15 protein-coding genes and 3 tRNA genes are annotated in these 13,843 nt (G+C 41.5%); 7 read left to right on the forward strand and 11 right to left on the reverse strand.

Going from position 1 to position 13,843, the window contains the following annotated elements; genetic code table 11:
• Window positions 1-6: 6 nt before the first annotated feature.
• From nusA to tpiA, 7 genes are all read right to left on the reverse strand, one after another.
• Window positions 7-1,491, reverse strand: coding sequence for a transcription termination factor NusA (gene nusA / locus Aru01_RS10495; protein ID WP_016657797.1), 1,485 nt, complete (start codon window positions 1,489-1,491; stop codon window positions 7-9).
• Window positions 1,492-1,520: 29 nt separating this feature from the next.
• Window positions 1,521-2,051 (reverse strand): ribosome maturation factor RimP, encoded by a 531-nt coding sequence (gene rimP / locus Aru01_RS10500; RefSeq protein ID WP_016657798.1) that lies wholly within the window; start codon window positions 2,049-2,051, stop codon window positions 1,521-1,523.
• A 202-nt stretch (window positions 2,052-2,253) separates the two neighbouring features.
• Window positions 2,254-2,330 (reverse strand) — tRNA-Met (locus tag Aru01_RS10505).
• An 85-nt stretch (window positions 2,331-2,415) separates the two neighbouring features.
• Window positions 2,416-2,492, reverse strand: a tRNA-Met gene (locus Aru01_RS10510).
• A 36-nt stretch (window positions 2,493-2,528) separates the two neighbouring features.
• Window positions 2,529-2,613, reverse strand: a tRNA-Leu gene (locus Aru01_RS10515).
• Between the two features lie 52 nt (window positions 2,614-2,665).
• Window positions 2,666-3,004: a preprotein translocase subunit SecG gene (secG, locus tag Aru01_RS10520; RefSeq protein ID WP_016657799.1), complete on the reverse strand. Its 339-nt coding sequence runs from the start codon at window positions 3,002-3,004 to the stop codon at window positions 2,666-2,668.
• A 10-nt stretch (window positions 3,005-3,014) separates the two neighbouring features.
• Window positions 3,015-3,809, reverse strand: coding sequence for a triose-phosphate isomerase (gene tpiA, locus Aru01_RS10525; protein WP_016657800.1), 795 nt, complete (start codon window positions 3,807-3,809; stop codon window positions 3,015-3,017).
• A 257-nt stretch (window positions 3,810-4,066) separates the two neighbouring features.
• On the opposite strand from tpiA, the gene Aru01_RS10530 reads away from it, so the two are divergent.
• From Aru01_RS10530 to coaE, 3 genes are read left to right on the forward strand one after another with little or no spacing between them, the layout of a single operon-like run.
• On the forward strand, window positions 4,067-5,296 hold the full coding sequence (locus Aru01_RS10530; protein ID WP_016657801.1) for a type II secretion system F family protein: 1,230 nt from the start codon (window positions 4,067-4,069) through the stop codon (window positions 5,294-5,296).
• Window positions 5,296-6,165 (forward strand): prepilin peptidase, encoded by an 870-nt coding sequence (locus Aru01_RS10535; protein WP_016657802.1) that lies wholly within the window; start codon window positions 5,296-5,298, stop codon window positions 6,163-6,165. The genes Aru01_RS10530 and Aru01_RS10535 overlap by 1 nt, the downstream gene beginning before the upstream one ends.
• The gene (gene coaE / locus Aru01_RS10540; protein ID WP_042111330.1) at window positions 6,152-6,793 is read left to right on the forward strand and encodes a dephospho-CoA kinase; all 642 of its coding nucleotides are present in this window, start codon (window positions 6,152-6,154) and stop codon (window positions 6,791-6,793) included. Before Aru01_RS10535 ends, coaE begins: the two co-directional genes overlap by 14 nt.
• Before the next feature lie 31 nt (window positions 6,794-6,824).
• Here coaE and Aru01_RS10545 read toward each other — a convergent pair whose 3' ends face one another.
• From Aru01_RS10545 to ppnP, 3 genes are all read right to left on the reverse strand, one after another.
• The gene (locus Aru01_RS10545; protein WP_016657804.1) at window positions 6,825-7,763 is read right to left on the reverse strand and encodes a DMT family transporter; all 939 of its coding nucleotides are present in this window, start codon (window positions 7,761-7,763) and stop codon (window positions 6,825-6,827) included.
• Between the two features lie 62 nt (window positions 7,764-7,825).
• On the reverse strand, window positions 7,826-8,575 hold the full coding sequence (rlmB, locus tag Aru01_RS10550; RefSeq protein ID WP_016657805.1) for a 23S rRNA (guanosine(2251)-2'-O)-methyltransferase RlmB: 750 nt from the start codon (window positions 8,573-8,575) through the stop codon (window positions 7,826-7,828).
• A gap of 148 nt (window positions 8,576-8,723) precedes the next feature.
• The gene (ppnP, locus tag Aru01_RS10555; RefSeq protein WP_016657806.1) at window positions 8,724-9,047 is read right to left on the reverse strand and encodes a pyrimidine/purine nucleoside phosphorylase; all 324 of its coding nucleotides are present in this window, start codon (window positions 9,045-9,047) and stop codon (window positions 8,724-8,726) included.
• A gap of 428 nt (window positions 9,048-9,475) precedes the next feature.
• On the opposite strand from ppnP, the gene recN reads away from it, so the two are divergent.
• The 4 genes from recN (at window position 9,476) to Aru01_RS10575 (ending at window position 13,245) form a co-directional block, all read left to right on the forward strand.
• The gene (gene recN, locus Aru01_RS10560) at window positions 9,476-11,140 is read left to right on the forward strand and encodes a DNA repair protein RecN (RefSeq protein ID WP_016657807.1); all 1,665 of its coding nucleotides are present in this window, start codon (window positions 9,476-9,478) and stop codon (window positions 11,138-11,140) included.
• Between the two features lie 301 nt (window positions 11,141-11,441).
• Window positions 11,442-11,996, forward strand: coding sequence for a YqgE/AlgH family protein (locus tag Aru01_RS10565; protein WP_016657808.1), 555 nt, complete (start codon window positions 11,442-11,444; stop codon window positions 11,994-11,996).
• 79 nt (window positions 11,997-12,075) lie between these two features.
• Complete coding sequence (ruvX, locus tag Aru01_RS10570) at window positions 12,076-12,489, forward strand: Holliday junction resolvase RuvX (protein WP_040331472.1); 414 nt, start codon at window positions 12,076-12,078, stop codon at window positions 12,487-12,489.
• Window positions 12,490-12,531: 42 nt separating this feature from the next.
• Window positions 12,532-13,245, forward strand: coding sequence for an SDR family NAD(P)-dependent oxidoreductase (locus Aru01_RS10575; RefSeq protein ID WP_016657810.1), 714 nt, complete (start codon window positions 12,532-12,534; stop codon window positions 13,243-13,245).
• Between the two features lie 9 nt (window positions 13,246-13,254).
• Here the strand turns inward: Aru01_RS10575 and Aru01_RS10580 are convergent, their stop codons facing one another.
• Complete coding sequence (locus Aru01_RS10580; protein ID WP_016657811.1) at window positions 13,255-13,842, reverse strand: TetR/AcrR family transcriptional regulator; 588 nt, start codon at window positions 13,840-13,842, stop codon at window positions 13,255-13,257.
• Between the last annotated feature and the right edge of the window lies 1 nt (window position 13,843).

The following is a 13,843-nucleotide window of genomic DNA, read 5'->3' on the forward strand; positions in this document are numbered from 1 at the left end:
TCCTAGTTAATTAAACCATGATTCGCGTGCCTTCATGATGAGCTGTCCTGCGGTCGAAGCATCTAAACCTTCGATATCAGAGATATCATCAGTGGCTTGATCAGCTAAGTCGTCGACAGTAACCACACCACGCTGGGCGAGTGCATTTGCAATCTCTGAGCTCATTCCTGGCATTGCAAGGAGTTCTTCACTCGGAGCTTGAGTATTTTCTTGCTGTTGTAACGCATCAGCGAGCGCAGCTTCTTTCGCACGGCTTTGCAACATTTCAACTAAATCAGCGTCAAGCTCGATTTCATCAAATGTTTCTGCTGGTACATAAGCAATTTCTTCAAGAGAAGTAAAGCCCATTTCAACCAGTGCGATCGCTAAATCTTCTTCAATATCTAAACGTGTTACAAACATGTCTAAATACTGTTGTGCTTCGTTTTGTTGACGCGCACGATACTCATCTTCAAGCATCATGTCGAGTTTATAACCCGTTAACTCTGATGCTAGACGGACGTTTTGCCCTTGTGAACCAATCGCACGAGCCAATTGATCACTGGTTGCAAAAATAATATCTGCCGTTTTCATATCTTCGTCAATCACAATTCCAGATACATCAGCAGGTTCTAAAGCACTTGCAATGTACTGTGCTGGATCGTCAGACCAAACCACAACATCAATACGTTCACCATTGAGTTCTTGCTGAACTGCTTGAATACGTGTGCCACGCATACCAATACAAGCACCAACAGGATCGATACGGTGATCGTTGGTTTTCACTGCAATTTTGGCACGTACACCCGCTTGACGAGCAGCTGCTTTAATTTCAATGATTTCTTCTGAGATTTCTGGAATCTCTTTTTTCATCAATGCAATTAACATCTCTGGCTTAGCACGTGAAAGCAACAACTGTGCACCACGACCTTCACGGTTAACGTTAAATAAAATTGCATTAATACGTTGTTTTGGACGCAAAATTTCTTTTGCGATCATTTCTTCACGTGCTAAGTAAGCTTCAGCATTATCACCTAAGTCAATAATAAAGCCATCTTTGGTTTGTTTTTTCACTTCACCATAGATAAGTTCACCAACTTTAGCTTCATAAGCATCAGCAATCAATGCACGCTCAGCTTCACGAATTTTTTGCACAATCACTTGTTTTGCAATTTGTGCAGCAATACGACCGAACTCAATTGATTCAACTTCAAGCTCACGCACATCACCTATTGACCACTTTGCTGGATCAACATCAGAAATTGCATCTTGGCAAGCTGGCATTTCATGATCTTCATCAGCAACAACAGTCCACTGACGGAAAGTGCTATATTCACCAGTTTTACGATCAATTTCCACGCGAAGCTGTGCTTCTTCAGAATTTGTGCCTTCGTAGAATTTTTTCTTCGTCGCTGCAACTAACGCTTGTTCAAGCGCTTCGAAGATTGCTTCTCGACTAACACCTTTCTCATTACTAACCGTTTCTGCGACGGTAAGAATTTCACGGCCCATAAGTCACCTGCTATTCAAATTCTTTTAAATTAAACGTTATCTTGGAAAATCAAATTTGCTTTATCGATGTTGTTGCTATCAATTTCCAACACCTGTTGCTTTTCGACTTCAACCTGAATCAATTCGTTCTCTACATCCACTGCAACGAGTTTAGCTTGGAACTTACGGCGATTTTCTACCGCAGCAATCAAACGCAGCGCTACTGTATGGCCAATATATTTTTGCAGTTGTGCAAGTTGGAAAAATGGGCGATCCCATCCTGGTGAGGAAACTTCTAAGGCATATTCACCTGAAATTGGATCATGAACGTCGAGTATTGCACCGACTTGTTGGGTGACACGCACGCAGTCTTGGACACCGATTCCTCGGCCAAGCTCTACTTCACCATCTTCATTGATCACTGGCTCAGCGGCTTCATCAACTTCACGGTCGATGTAAATACGTAATAATGAACGTTTGCCTTGAGGGATAAATTCAATACCCCAAAGGTCGACATCACAAGCATTTACTGCTGGTGCAATCAAATCTTGTAATACTTGAGTTTTATTTGATAACTTCATTTGCTCTCGTCATTTTCCCACAATGCAATCGGTCTAGGACCAATACCTATTTACTATAGTGAAGCATGACTTTTTGACCAACTGATGTCTACACTACACGATAGCCAATAAAAAAAGGGCGCCAATCGCCCCTATTATTGCACAGAATCAGAAATCCCACTGTGCAAAAAGGCCCACCTATTTGTGAGCCCTCTTAGAAACTTGGTAGCGGGAGCTGGATTTGAACCAACGACCTTCGGGTTATGAGCCCGACGAGCTACCAGACTGCTCCATCCCGCATCAACGTGCAATATTGTAACTGAAGAATAAAAAAAATCAATCGAATTTTATATTCTTCCTGATTTAAGTTGCACCTTAAATCAAATGGTAGCGGGAGCTGGATTTGAACCAACGACCTTCGGGTTATGAGCCCGACGAGCTACCAGACTGCTCCATCCCGCATCAAAAGCTGCTTGCATCAACGATCTGGTTTATCGTTGGTGCGGAAGGGGGGACTTGAACCCCCACGCCCGAAAGCACTACCACCTCAAGGTAGCGTGTCTACCAATTCCACCACCACCGCAGCTGCACGCATTCTAGTGGGTTCACTTGCAAAATGAAAGCGATTTTTTCACTTATTGCGAAGTTTCAGGTTTGTTTGGCGAAGTTTCAGACGATTGAGGTGCAGCAGGCGCAACGGGTTGAGTAACTGCCAACTTCTTCAAACCTAATGGATCTTCGGCATGTTTTTTGGCAAAAACAGCCAAGCTAATACTGGTTACAAAAAACAAAGCCGTTAAGATCGCTGTTAAACGTGTAAGGAAGTTTGCTGAACCTGAAGCACCAAATACAGTCGCAGCACCGCCACCACCAAATGATGCACCAGCATCTGCACCCTTACCGTGTTGTACCAAAATCAAGACAATCATTAAAACAGCGAGAATAATATGGATAACAAGCACAAAGTTTTGCATTTAGAATTCCTTAGTGTTTTGTTTGCGCAAAGGCTTGAGCGATCTTATAAAATGACTCAGCCTGTAAAGAAGCACCACCGACTAAGGCACCATTAATATCAGGACAAGCTGCGAGTGCTTCAGCATTATCTGCTTTTACACTACCACCGTACAAGATAGCGATATCTTGTCCGTAACCAGTGAGCTGTTTTAGACCTGCACGGATTTTTTCATGCATGGCTTGTGCATCTTCTGGTGAAGCTGTTTTACCTGTACCGATTGCCCAAATAGGCTCATAGGCGATTTTAATATTTTGCCATTGCTCAGCTTTAACGACACTAGACAAATCACAGATTTGTTGCAACACAACCTGTTCAGCTAAACCTTGCTCACGCTGCTCTAAACTTTCACCAACACAATAAATAATCTGGAGTCCAGCATTTAAGGCATGGGTTACTTTAGCAGTAATTTGTGAAACATCATCACCAAACAATTCACGGCGCTCAGAGTGACCAATCAATACATAATGAATAGCACTGTCTTTTAAAAGTTCAGCACTCACCTCACCTGTATAGGCACCCGTTCCAGCAACACGCGATAAATCTTGTGCAACTGTAAGAACCTCAACTGCGGCATCTTGTAGTTGTTGCTGTACAGAAAGCAATGCAATTGCCGTAGGCGCAACAGCGATACGACATTGAGCCACATCAATTGGCCCTGCTTGCAAATATTGTTTGAGTGATTGTATGAGTTGTTGTGAATCAGATTGCATTGGGTTCATTTTCCAATTGCCGACAACCCAAGGAGTTATAGTCGAACCCGACATACATCTAACCTTCTATCGAAAATGCGCCCATTCTACACGGAAATTAAGCATTATAAAATTCTTTCATCAAGCACAATGCTTTTTTCTCACATTTGCACTCAATCCCAAACACAGCATAACGACAAAACCTGCATGAACACTGCTATTTGAGCAAATGTTAAAAAATGAAAAGCTAAAAAATTAAGTTGTAGCAAAGCAGAGCACCCTGTACTCAGATTACAGCTGCCTCTATTGATCAATTAAACAAGAATAGACAAATGAATAAAACCCAATCCGTCCGAACGCGTACTTACCGCTATAAAGGCTATAATGCTCAAGGCCAACATGTTTCAGGTGAACTCTGTTGCCCCTCCTTACAGTTGGCAAAAATCCAACTGAGACGTCAAGGCATTCACTTAAAAAAAATCCAAACCATAGCCCGTTTACCACATCGTCGAATATTGAATATTTCTTCAATTAAATCGACCGAAATTCATCTATTTACACGCCAACTTGCCACTTTACTCAAAGCCAATATCGCGCTATCACAAGCACTTGAACTCATTTGTTCAGGTTTACAACATCAACGTATGCAACAACTACTACAAAAACTTAAAAACCAAGTTGAAGGTGGTCAACGTTTTAGCCAAGCCTTGACCCAACAAAAGCAATATTTTGATACTTTATATGTAGCATTAATACAGATCGGTGAACAATCAGGAAGCTTAGATATCATGTTAGATCGTATGGCTTGTTATCAGGAAAAAACTGAGCGATTAAAACAAAAAATCAAAAAGGCCTTATGGTATCCATTGCTCATCTCCTGTGTAGCTTTGTGTGTGAGCTTCATCTTGATCTTAAAAGTTGTGCCTATATTTCGCGAACTTTTTACATCTTTCTCAGCCGAACTTCCTCTGTTTACGCAGTGGATACTCAACCTATCCAGTTGGCTGCAAACGTATTGTTTATATTTACTGTCTTTGATCATGGTTATTTTGAGCATCACGCGTTATGGCTATCAACACTCTCCCAAACTCCGCCTGCTTTTAGAACGACACTGGTTAAAACTCCCCATCTTTGGTGATCTGCTCAGTAAATCCATCATCGCCCGCTATTACCGCACCTTAGCCACAACTTTTGCTGCGGGTGTTCCGCTACTTGAAGCATTGGAATACACTGCAGCGGTCAGTAATAATACGCTTTATCAAAATGCTGTCATAAAAATCCGCGATGATGTCGCGCGTGGACAACAGCTGCATGTGGCTATGCGTAGCTCACAGCTATTTCCACATATGGCAGTACAAATGGTTCAAATTGGTGAAGAATCTGGCGCTTTAACTGAGATGCTTGATAATATTGCTGAGCGCTTTGAAACAGAAGTTGCGCATACAGTAGAAGGTTTAAGTACACTACTAGAACCGTGTCTTTTAATTTTTTTAAGCTTAATTGTAGGTAGTTTGGTGGTTGCGATGTACTTACCAATATTTAAAATGGGTTCAATCATCTGATGCAAAGTCTTTCAGTCCTTTTTACACACTCTCCTGCGGTGTTTTATCTTAGCATTGCAGTTTTAAGTCTGTGCATTGGTAGCTTCTTAAACGTGGTTATTTATCGAACTCCACTTATTTTAAAACGCCAATGGACTGACGAGTGTAAACAATTTCTAGATCCAGACTACCAACCAAGTAACAGTCAAAAATTTAATTTAAGTTTACCTGCATCACACTGCCCACAGTGCAAACACACATTGCGTTGGTACCACAATATTCCACTACTCAGTTGGCTCATATTAAAAGGTCGCTGCTCGAACTGCCAGCAACCGATTGCTATTCGATATCCGCTGGTGGAATTACTCACCATGCTTTGTTCGCTTACAGTCGCCTATGTGCTTGGGCCAAACTTAAGCATGTTAGCCGGTCTCGGCCTCACTTGGACATTGATAGCACTGACATTTATTGATTTTGATAACCAGCTACTACCTGACTTTTACACCATTCCACTCGCTATGGCGGGATTATTACTCAACAGCTGGGCTTTTTACACCTCACCACAACAAGCCATTTGGGGCTATCTCATTGGTTTTATGAGCTTGTGGTTGGTGTATCAAGGATTTAAATTATTTACAGGCAAAGAAGGCATGGGCTATGGTGACTTTAAGTTACTTGCCGCCCTTGGTGCTTGGATGGGACCGTCCATGCTGCCGTTGATTATCTTGCTTTCCTCAAGTCTAGGTGCAATTATCGGCATAATTTTGTTAAAAATTCACAAAGAAAGTCAGCCCTTTGCTTTTGGCCCTTATATCGCGATCGCGGGTTGGATTGCATTTTTATGGGGAGAGAAAATCATGGATTATTATTTGGGTTATGCGCTACCTTAAGTCACCCCAAACCACCCAAGGAGTCACCGTGCAGCAATTTATTTTAGGCCTCACAGGCGGTATAGGCAGCGGAAAATCAGCAGCAAGCCAATGGTTTGAGTCACAAGGAATCGTCGTTGTCGATGCCGATATTGTTGCTCGGGAAATCGTTGCAAAAGGACAAACAGCGTTAAGCGCCATCGAAAAACACTTTGGCCCTTGGGTACTCAATGCTGAAGGTGAATTAGACAGACGTGCTCTACGAGAACATATTTTCAAACATCCTGAAGCACGCAAAGCTTTAGAAGAAATCACCCATCCAGCAATTCGGCACTCAATTATAGAACAGCTACAAGCAGCACAAAGCCCTTATGTCATTTTAGTTTCGCCGCTTTTGTTTGAAACTAACCAACATCAACTGACACAGCGCACGCTATTAATTGATGCATCTGAACAATTACAAATCCAACGTGCCAGTCAACGCGATCTACAAAATATTGAACAAATTAAGCAAATTATTGCAGCACAAATGTCACGGCAGCAGAAACAACAACGTGCAGATGACATCGTACTTAATGATGGTTTGCTCTCACACCTTCATATGCAGCTTGAGCCTTTACATCAAAGCTACTTACAACTCGTGCAGTAACAGAGCCATACCCTCAATAGCAAATGACAGCTCAATCTTGATCAGGTTTATTTTGCTGCGCTTTTTGTGCAGCTAAAGCTTGATCCAGTGCGCTCTTTCTCCCCCACCAACGCCAAGGTTGCAAAGCTCCAATCCCCATTCCCAACAGACCAAACATAATTGCAGGACTCAAAGGTTCATTCAGCAAAGGAACAGCCACCACTGCTGCGATAAATGGTGCTAAGGTCACAATACTTCCCGTTTTAAATGCACCCAATCGTTTAATTGCTTCAACATAGGCCATGGTTGCAACCATAACAACAAAAATGCCATGAAATAGCGTTTGCATCAGCATATGCATGGGTTGTACTTGCTGATATTGGTGTGGCAAAAACAGTAAATAAATAGGCAGATAAATAATTGCAGACCAAATAGCCACTGAGGTCATCGAGTGCCAAGCGGACAACTTCCAATGACGTAGCAGCACCGTAAATACAGCCCACAGCACAGCACTGGTAAAGAATAGCAAGTCGCCTAAACCAAAAGCTGTGCCTGTACTTCGATACATGAGGTAACTCATGATCACAATAGCACTGAGCATGATCACGACACTAATCCACGTATCACGTTCAAAAGGTTCTTTAAATAAAATATAAGCAGCTACCGCTGTACAAAGCGGTAAAAAGCCATTGAGAAAAATAGCGGCATGTGCGGCAGGTGCATAGTGAAACGCACTATAAGACACTAAACAGTAAGCAACACCACCGATGAGGGCTAAGATAAATGGCTCTTTATGCCATAAAAATGCGGTGTCTTTTCTAATCAATAGGATAGGAAATAAAATCAAAAAGGCTAAGCCAAATCGAAATGCGGTAATATCCCAAGGACTAATATGCCAAACAGCATTTAGGCGTGATGTAATAGTAAAACCACCCCAAATGCACATGGTGATCACGACAAAGATATATCCTTGCGTGCGAGAACTGATCATGAAATTTCACTCATTAATCAGGGTAAAACGCTACGGATGTAGCGCGTATTTAAATATCCTATTTAAAAACCCTGACGTTGACGGTTTGCTTCATATAACGCCATTCCAGTGGCGACACTGACATTTAAACTTTGTAAATCACCAGCCATTGGGATATATACAGTCTGATCACATTGCGACTGAGTAATAGGACGTAGACCAACATCTTCTGCCCCCATGACGATCGCCACGGCACCAGTTAAATCACATTGATGCAAAGGCAAAGCTTTTTCATCCAGCATCGTACCAATAACGCGCACATTAAATTCATCTTTAATATGGGCAAGTGTACGTGCCAAATTAGTCACTTGAATAAACTTAACTTTTTCAGCCCCACCTGCTGCAACTTTACGTGCAGTTGGCGTTAAACTCGCAGAGCGGTCACGTGGCACAATCACAGCACTCACCCCCATTGCAGCGGCAGAACGAATACAAGCACCCAAGTTATGTGGGTCTGTAATATGATCTAAAGCCAATAACATGGTTTGAGGTTGTTGCTGTAGCAACTGATCTAAATCTTTTTCATTTAAAGTTGGATGTGGACGCACTGCAGCCACTACGCCTTGGTGAAAAGGTAGACCAGCTAACTTTTCAAGTGTATCTCGACTGGCTTTCTGCACACTGATACCAAATGGTTCAGCCAACTGCAAAATTCGCTGTAAACGTTGGTCATCACGACCTTTTAAGGTAAACAATGTGAGGACTCGCTCTGGCTCAAGCTCTAATAATGACTCTACAGCATGTACGCCATAATAATGTTCTGCTTTCGCCATGCTTAACCTCAATATATGCAATTCAACAAAGATAAAAATGAAAAATCCTGCAAAGCCTACTTTACAGGATTAATCTATGCCGATCATTTTACCCGATTTCACCTTAAAATTCTTTTAAATTTCCTCGGTGATATGTAATCCTAATCACTTAGCCTTCTAAGTGGCAGACATAATCGAGCACATCGTCAGTTTCAATTTTAAAACGGCTATTACCAGGAACATAAAATGACTGGCCTGCACGAAACAACTCATGTGCTTCGCTGTCAGCGATCGTCACACGACATTCACCAGAGATAATTTCCATACGCTCAGGTACATGTGTTTCAAAAGTCAGTGCTTGTTCAGATGGCAAGATCACCCCTAATGTTTTTTTTGTTCCATCTTCAAATTGCACGGTATGGCTTATGCACAAACCACCAAAATAAACATTTGATTTTTTTATAACGGAAACATGATCAAATTGTGATGACATGCGTATACTCCAGATAATGCGCACTTATGTAAATGACTGTCGGGCTAGTTTACATTGTGCCCGATCACCGAATCAATCTATCTCTGATCTATGTTTTTTATCAGATTTAAATGATTAGCTCAATGTTCTGTGTATTCAGGACTTTTAGTGATCTATCACAGATTGAAATAAGTGAAAATACTCAACAACCTATAGCCTGAGTTAGATACTAGCAAAAGATTTGCCCATGAAGATGACATTGCTATTAATTTTGCAGTACTCATCTTTTTTGTCCTGCAGGATATCGTTATAATCTATATTTCACGATCAAAACAGATCTTATATTGTACTAAAACAAAATTAAATGATGTGCTAAGTGAATAAGACTTACTGTAAGTCATTCGATCAAGCACTGATTTCCCATTGACCCTTGTGCCTCGGAAGCGTTTATGCTGACACATTTAAATCTTATTAATTTTGCGCTCGCTGATAATTTAGCTGTGGATATAGAAACAGGTTTTAATGTTTTAACGGGTGAGACAGGTGCTGGAAAATCATTATTACTTGATGCTCTATCTGCTTGCTTAGGCGAACGTACCGATACCAACTATGTACGTTATGGATCAGATAAAGCAGATATTACTGCAGTATTTAGTTACCAAGAAAATAGTATTGAAGCTGCTTGGTTAAAACAACATGAAATGAATGATGAAAGTGGTGAGATCCACTTACGTCGCGTCATTTTTGCCACAGGCCGCAGCAAAGCTTGGATCAATGGTCGCCCGAGTAGCCTGTCTGAACTCAAAGAAATCGGACGTTTACTGGTACAACTTTATAGTCAACACAGCCAACAACAACTTCTAGAACCACCCTATCCAAGGCACTGGATTGATCGTTATAGCAACTTTGCAGCCGATGCACAAACAGTACGTCAAGCACACCAAAATTGGCAAAAAAATATTCGTCTTCATCAAGCAGCGATTGATGCACAAGCCAATCGCCAACAGCGTATGGAAACTTTAGGGCTACAACTTGAAGAGCTCGAAGAGATCATGAGTATGAACTATAGCGAAATCGAACAAGAGTTCGACCGCTTAAGTCATCATGAACACATCATGCAAGACTGTAGTTATGGTCTAAATGCTTTAGATGATGCAGAACAAAACATTAATCAAGAAATAGCCTCCATCATTCGTCGCATTGAAACACATGCTGGCCGTAGCGAGCAATTGGGTGAAATTTATAACTCAATGCTCAATGCACAAAGTGAACTACAAGATGCGAGTGCAAACTTGCGCCAATTTATCGATCGACAAAGTTTTGATCCTGAGCGTATGGAACAGCTCAATAACCAATTAGAAATATTTCATCGCTTGGCGAGAAAATATCGCACTCAACCAGAGGTGTTAACAGAACAGTATCAGCTCTGGCAACAAGAACTTGAACAGCTACAGCAGCTTGAAGATCCAGAAACCTTAGCAGAACAGGTTGAACAATCACATCAAGCGTTTTTAACTCAAGCACAGCATTTGGATCAAATTCGACGTGATGCCTCTGGACCATTGGCAGAACAACTCACAGAACAAGTCAAAATACTTGCTCTACCCGAAGCGCATTTTGAGTTTAAATTTGAAGCACTCGAACAACCGAGCGCAGAAGGCCTAAGTGCGATCCAACTTCTATTTACTGCCAACAAAGGCATTCCAGCTCAACCTTTAGCACGTGTAGCCTCAGGCGGTGAACTTTCACGTATTGCCTTAGTTATGCAAGTTATGAATGCAGAAAAAACGGATGCAGAGGTTTTGGTCTTCGACGAAATTGATGTGGGTATCAGTGGAGGTACTGCAGAAGTAGTCGGACGTCTACTGTCAGGCTTGGCCCAACATGTACAGATTCTTTGTATCACACATCAAGCTCAGGTTGCTGCACAGTCAGATCAACACTTATTGGTGAAAAAACAGCAAACTGATCCAGCGAGCAGTACCATTATTGAGTTAAATGAGGATGAGCGTGTCCTCGAATTAGCACGTATGACTGGCGGTGTAGAAATTAATGAAACGACGATCCAGCATGCGAAACAACTGCGACAACTGAAATTTCAGCCAACACTCTGATACACTTTTGCTATCAAGTGTGTCCTGCCGATACACTTGATGTGCTCTGGTGCTACTCAACATTGCGATTGTCATACAAGTTATCGCTATTTAGTCCGATAAAACTCAGTAAAATACTTTGAAATTGGCTAGCCTGATTAAAACATACGAATTTTTTATAGCCTCTTCACAAACATTCAACAGCAAAAATACGTACTATTCTCATTAACTTCTTCTTTAATTTCAAAAATTAAGTTATGGTAAATTAAAAGATAATTTCAGCATGACTAATCAACTGAGCGAAACAAGGAGAAGAAATTCAGTGACCAAACAGTTTTTGACGCATCGTTGCCTGATCGCTCCACCCAATATGGTCGACAACTTTTTCGCCAATACAGTGATCTATCTCGCTCGACATGATGAAGAAGGTGCACAAGGGATTGTAATCAATCGACCGGCAGGCATCCAAATTAAAGAACTTCTCAATGATCTAGACATCGACGCTGATAATGTCAATCCACATGAAGTCTTACAAGGTGGCCCATTACGCCCCGAAGCTGGTTTTGTACTACATACTGGGCAGCCCACTTGGCACTCATCGATTGCTGTGGGTGAAAACCTGTGTATTACAACCAGTAAAGATATCTTAGATGCGATTTCACACAATCAAGGCGTAGGTAAGTACCAAGTTGCTCTAGGCTATGCAAGTTGGAGTAAAAATCAGCTTGAACAAGAAATTGCGCGTGGTGATTGGCTCATTTGTGACTCTGATATGGATTTGATCTTTAATATTCCTTACGATGACCGCTGGGATGCTGCTTATCGTAAAATAGGCGTAGACCCAATTTGGTTAAGCTCAGAGATTGGACATGCCTGATACAAAAACATCTACTCCCACAACGATCACAGATCTAGATACACAAACTGCAACCACCGATCAAAAAAACCAACTGATTATGGCCTTTGATTTTGGAACGCAAAAAATGGGTATGGCAATAGGTTCAAGCCTGATTGAAAGTGCCATGCCTTTAGCCTTGTTTCCCATGAAAGATGGTATTCCTCAATGGGAAACACTGCTTAATATTGTAAAACAACACCAGCCAAACTTATTCTTAGTGGGCCTACCGCTCAATATGGATGATAGCGAATCTGAACTCTCTGCACGTGCCCGTAAATTTGCACGACGTTTGCGACATCAAACCAATATCATTACTTGGATGGTTGATGAGCGACTAAGTACGCGTGCTGCTCGTGATGAACTTGATCAGTACCAAGCCCAAGGTCGCGCCAAAAAACTTTCAGCAGATAGTTTAGCTGCGGCGTTGTTTATCGAAGCTTGGTATCGCGATCCAGCAGGTATTCAGCCCTAATTCCACGAATTCCTCACACTGAACGATCTATGTAGTCAAACTATGTCTAAAACCTATGTAATTTATGGCGTTAGTAAAGGACTGGGGCAAGCTATGCTTGAAGCACTACCCAGCGCAGATGACCTTGTCTATGGTATTTCTCGTAGTCAACCTCGTGATTCACAGCCCAATCTACACTGGATTGCCGCAGATTTATCACAACCTGAACAAGCACGTGACCAAGTTAAGGCCGTGATTGGATCAGAGAAAGTTGATTATCTTATTTATAATGTCGGTATTTGGGAAAGTTTAGCCTTTGATCCAGCCTATAACTTTCAGCAGTGTAATGATGCAGAAATCGCTGCGATGTTAAGCACCAATATTCATGCAAGTATTTTAGCCATTCAATCCCTGTTAGATAACTTAAAACGATCTGAAAATGCCAAGATTATTTTAATTGGTTCAACTTGGGGACTCGATAATCACAACGGTAAAGAAGTGGTTTTCTCTGCGACCAAGTATGCTCTACGCGGCATGATTCATGCTTTACGTGAAAACTTACGTGATGATCGTATTGCAGTCAGTATTTTAAACTTAGGATATTTAGCGACTGAGTTCTCTCTTGAAACACCTGTTGAGCAAGTGTTACAACAAAGCAATGCCGAACTGATACCACTACAGGATGTCATGCTTGCATTAAAGTTTATTTTATCAACGAGTTATGCAAGCTGTGTCAAAGAGATCAATATGCCCGCTATGGCTGATCACAACGTCTAAGCAGGCCGATTATGACACTGTCGATGCTTGAATGGCTTTACTCAGCACTTCAAGCATCGCTGTACGTTTCTTTTCATATGCACTCAATGTTGAATAAATCAATTCAATATGCAAGCTATCTATAATGCCCAAGTAAGCCTCTTGAAAAGTTGCGATCTCATCTACAGTGAGCGACGGTGCTGCGGCTTTTAATTGCAGTACAAAATACTCTCCAACTTCAGTCAAATAATTGGCATAAGCTGCTTTAATCTCGACTTGTAAAAAAGCAGGCCCTACAAAAGAGGCTTTTAAGAATAGAGCCAAGCTTGGTGATTGCTCAAATCGACTAGGTAATGAAGCACAGTAACCATTTCCTAAGTACGACTGTTGTTCGACCTGAAAACACTGCTGCATAAAAACTCGTTCTTGCTCATAAGCAGCAGAAAATACCGTACTAAACAAATCATTTTTACTTTGAAAATGACTATACAACGACGCCTTACGAATACCCACAGCCTCTGCAATGGTATTCAGACTTGATGCATCATAACCATACGTCGCAAAATGGCTGGTTGCGACTGCACAGATTTTTTCAAATGTAGAAAGTGGCATATTCATA

The organism is Acinetobacter rudis (assembly GCF_000829675.1).
Classification (GTDB): domain Bacteria; phylum Pseudomonadota; class Gammaproteobacteria; order Pseudomonadales; family Moraxellaceae; genus Acinetobacter; species Acinetobacter rudis.

Bases quoted from the DNA above. Each gene is read 5' to 3' on its own strand.
- nusA (WP_016657797.1), bottom strand. From the start codon at position 1,491: ATGGGCCGTGAAATTCTTACCGTCGCAGAAACGGTTAGTAATGAGAAA.
- rimP (WP_016657798.1), bottom strand. From the start codon at position 2,051: ATGAAGTTATCAAATAAAACTCAAGTATTACAAGATTTGATTGCACCA.
- secG (WP_016657799.1), bottom strand. From the start codon at position 3,004: ATGCAAAACTTTGTGCTTGTTATCCATATTATTCTCGCTGTTTTAATG.
- tpiA (WP_016657800.1), bottom strand. From the start codon at position 3,809: ATGTCGGGTTCGACTATAACTCCTTGGGTTGTCGGCAATTGGAAAATG.
- Aru01_RS10530 (WP_016657801.1), top strand. From the start codon at position 4,067: ATGAATAAAACCCAATCCGTCCGAACGCGTACTTACCGCTATAAAGGC.
- Aru01_RS10535 (WP_016657802.1), top strand. From the start codon at position 5,296: ATGCAAAGTCTTTCAGTCCTTTTTACACACTCTCCTGCGGTGTTTTAT.
- coaE (WP_042111330.1), top strand. From the start codon at position 6,152: ATGCGCTACCTTAAGTCACCCCAAACCACCCAAGGAGTCACCGTGCAG.
- Aru01_RS10545 (WP_016657804.1), bottom strand. From the start codon at position 7,763: ATGATCAGTTCTCGCACGCAAGGATATATCTTTGTCGTGATCACCATG.
- rlmB (WP_016657805.1), bottom strand. From the start codon at position 8,575: ATGGCGAAAGCAGAACATTATTATGGCGTACATGCTGTAGAGTCATTA.
- ppnP (WP_016657806.1), bottom strand. From the start codon at position 9,047: ATGTCATCACAATTTGATCATGTTTCCGTTATAAAAAAATCAAATGTT.
- recN (WP_016657807.1), top strand. From the start codon at position 9,476: ATGCTGACACATTTAAATCTTATTAATTTTGCGCTCGCTGATAATTTA.
- ruvX (WP_040331472.1), top strand. From the start codon at position 12,076: ATGGCCTTTGATTTTGGAACGCAAAAAATGGGTATGGCAATAGGTTCA.
- Aru01_RS10575 (WP_016657810.1), top strand. From the start codon at position 12,532: ATGTCTAAAACCTATGTAATTTATGGCGTTAGTAAAGGACTGGGGCAA.
- Aru01_RS10580 (WP_016657811.1), bottom strand. From the start codon at position 13,842: ATGAATATGCCACTTTCTACATTTGAAAAAATCTGTGCAGTCGCAACC.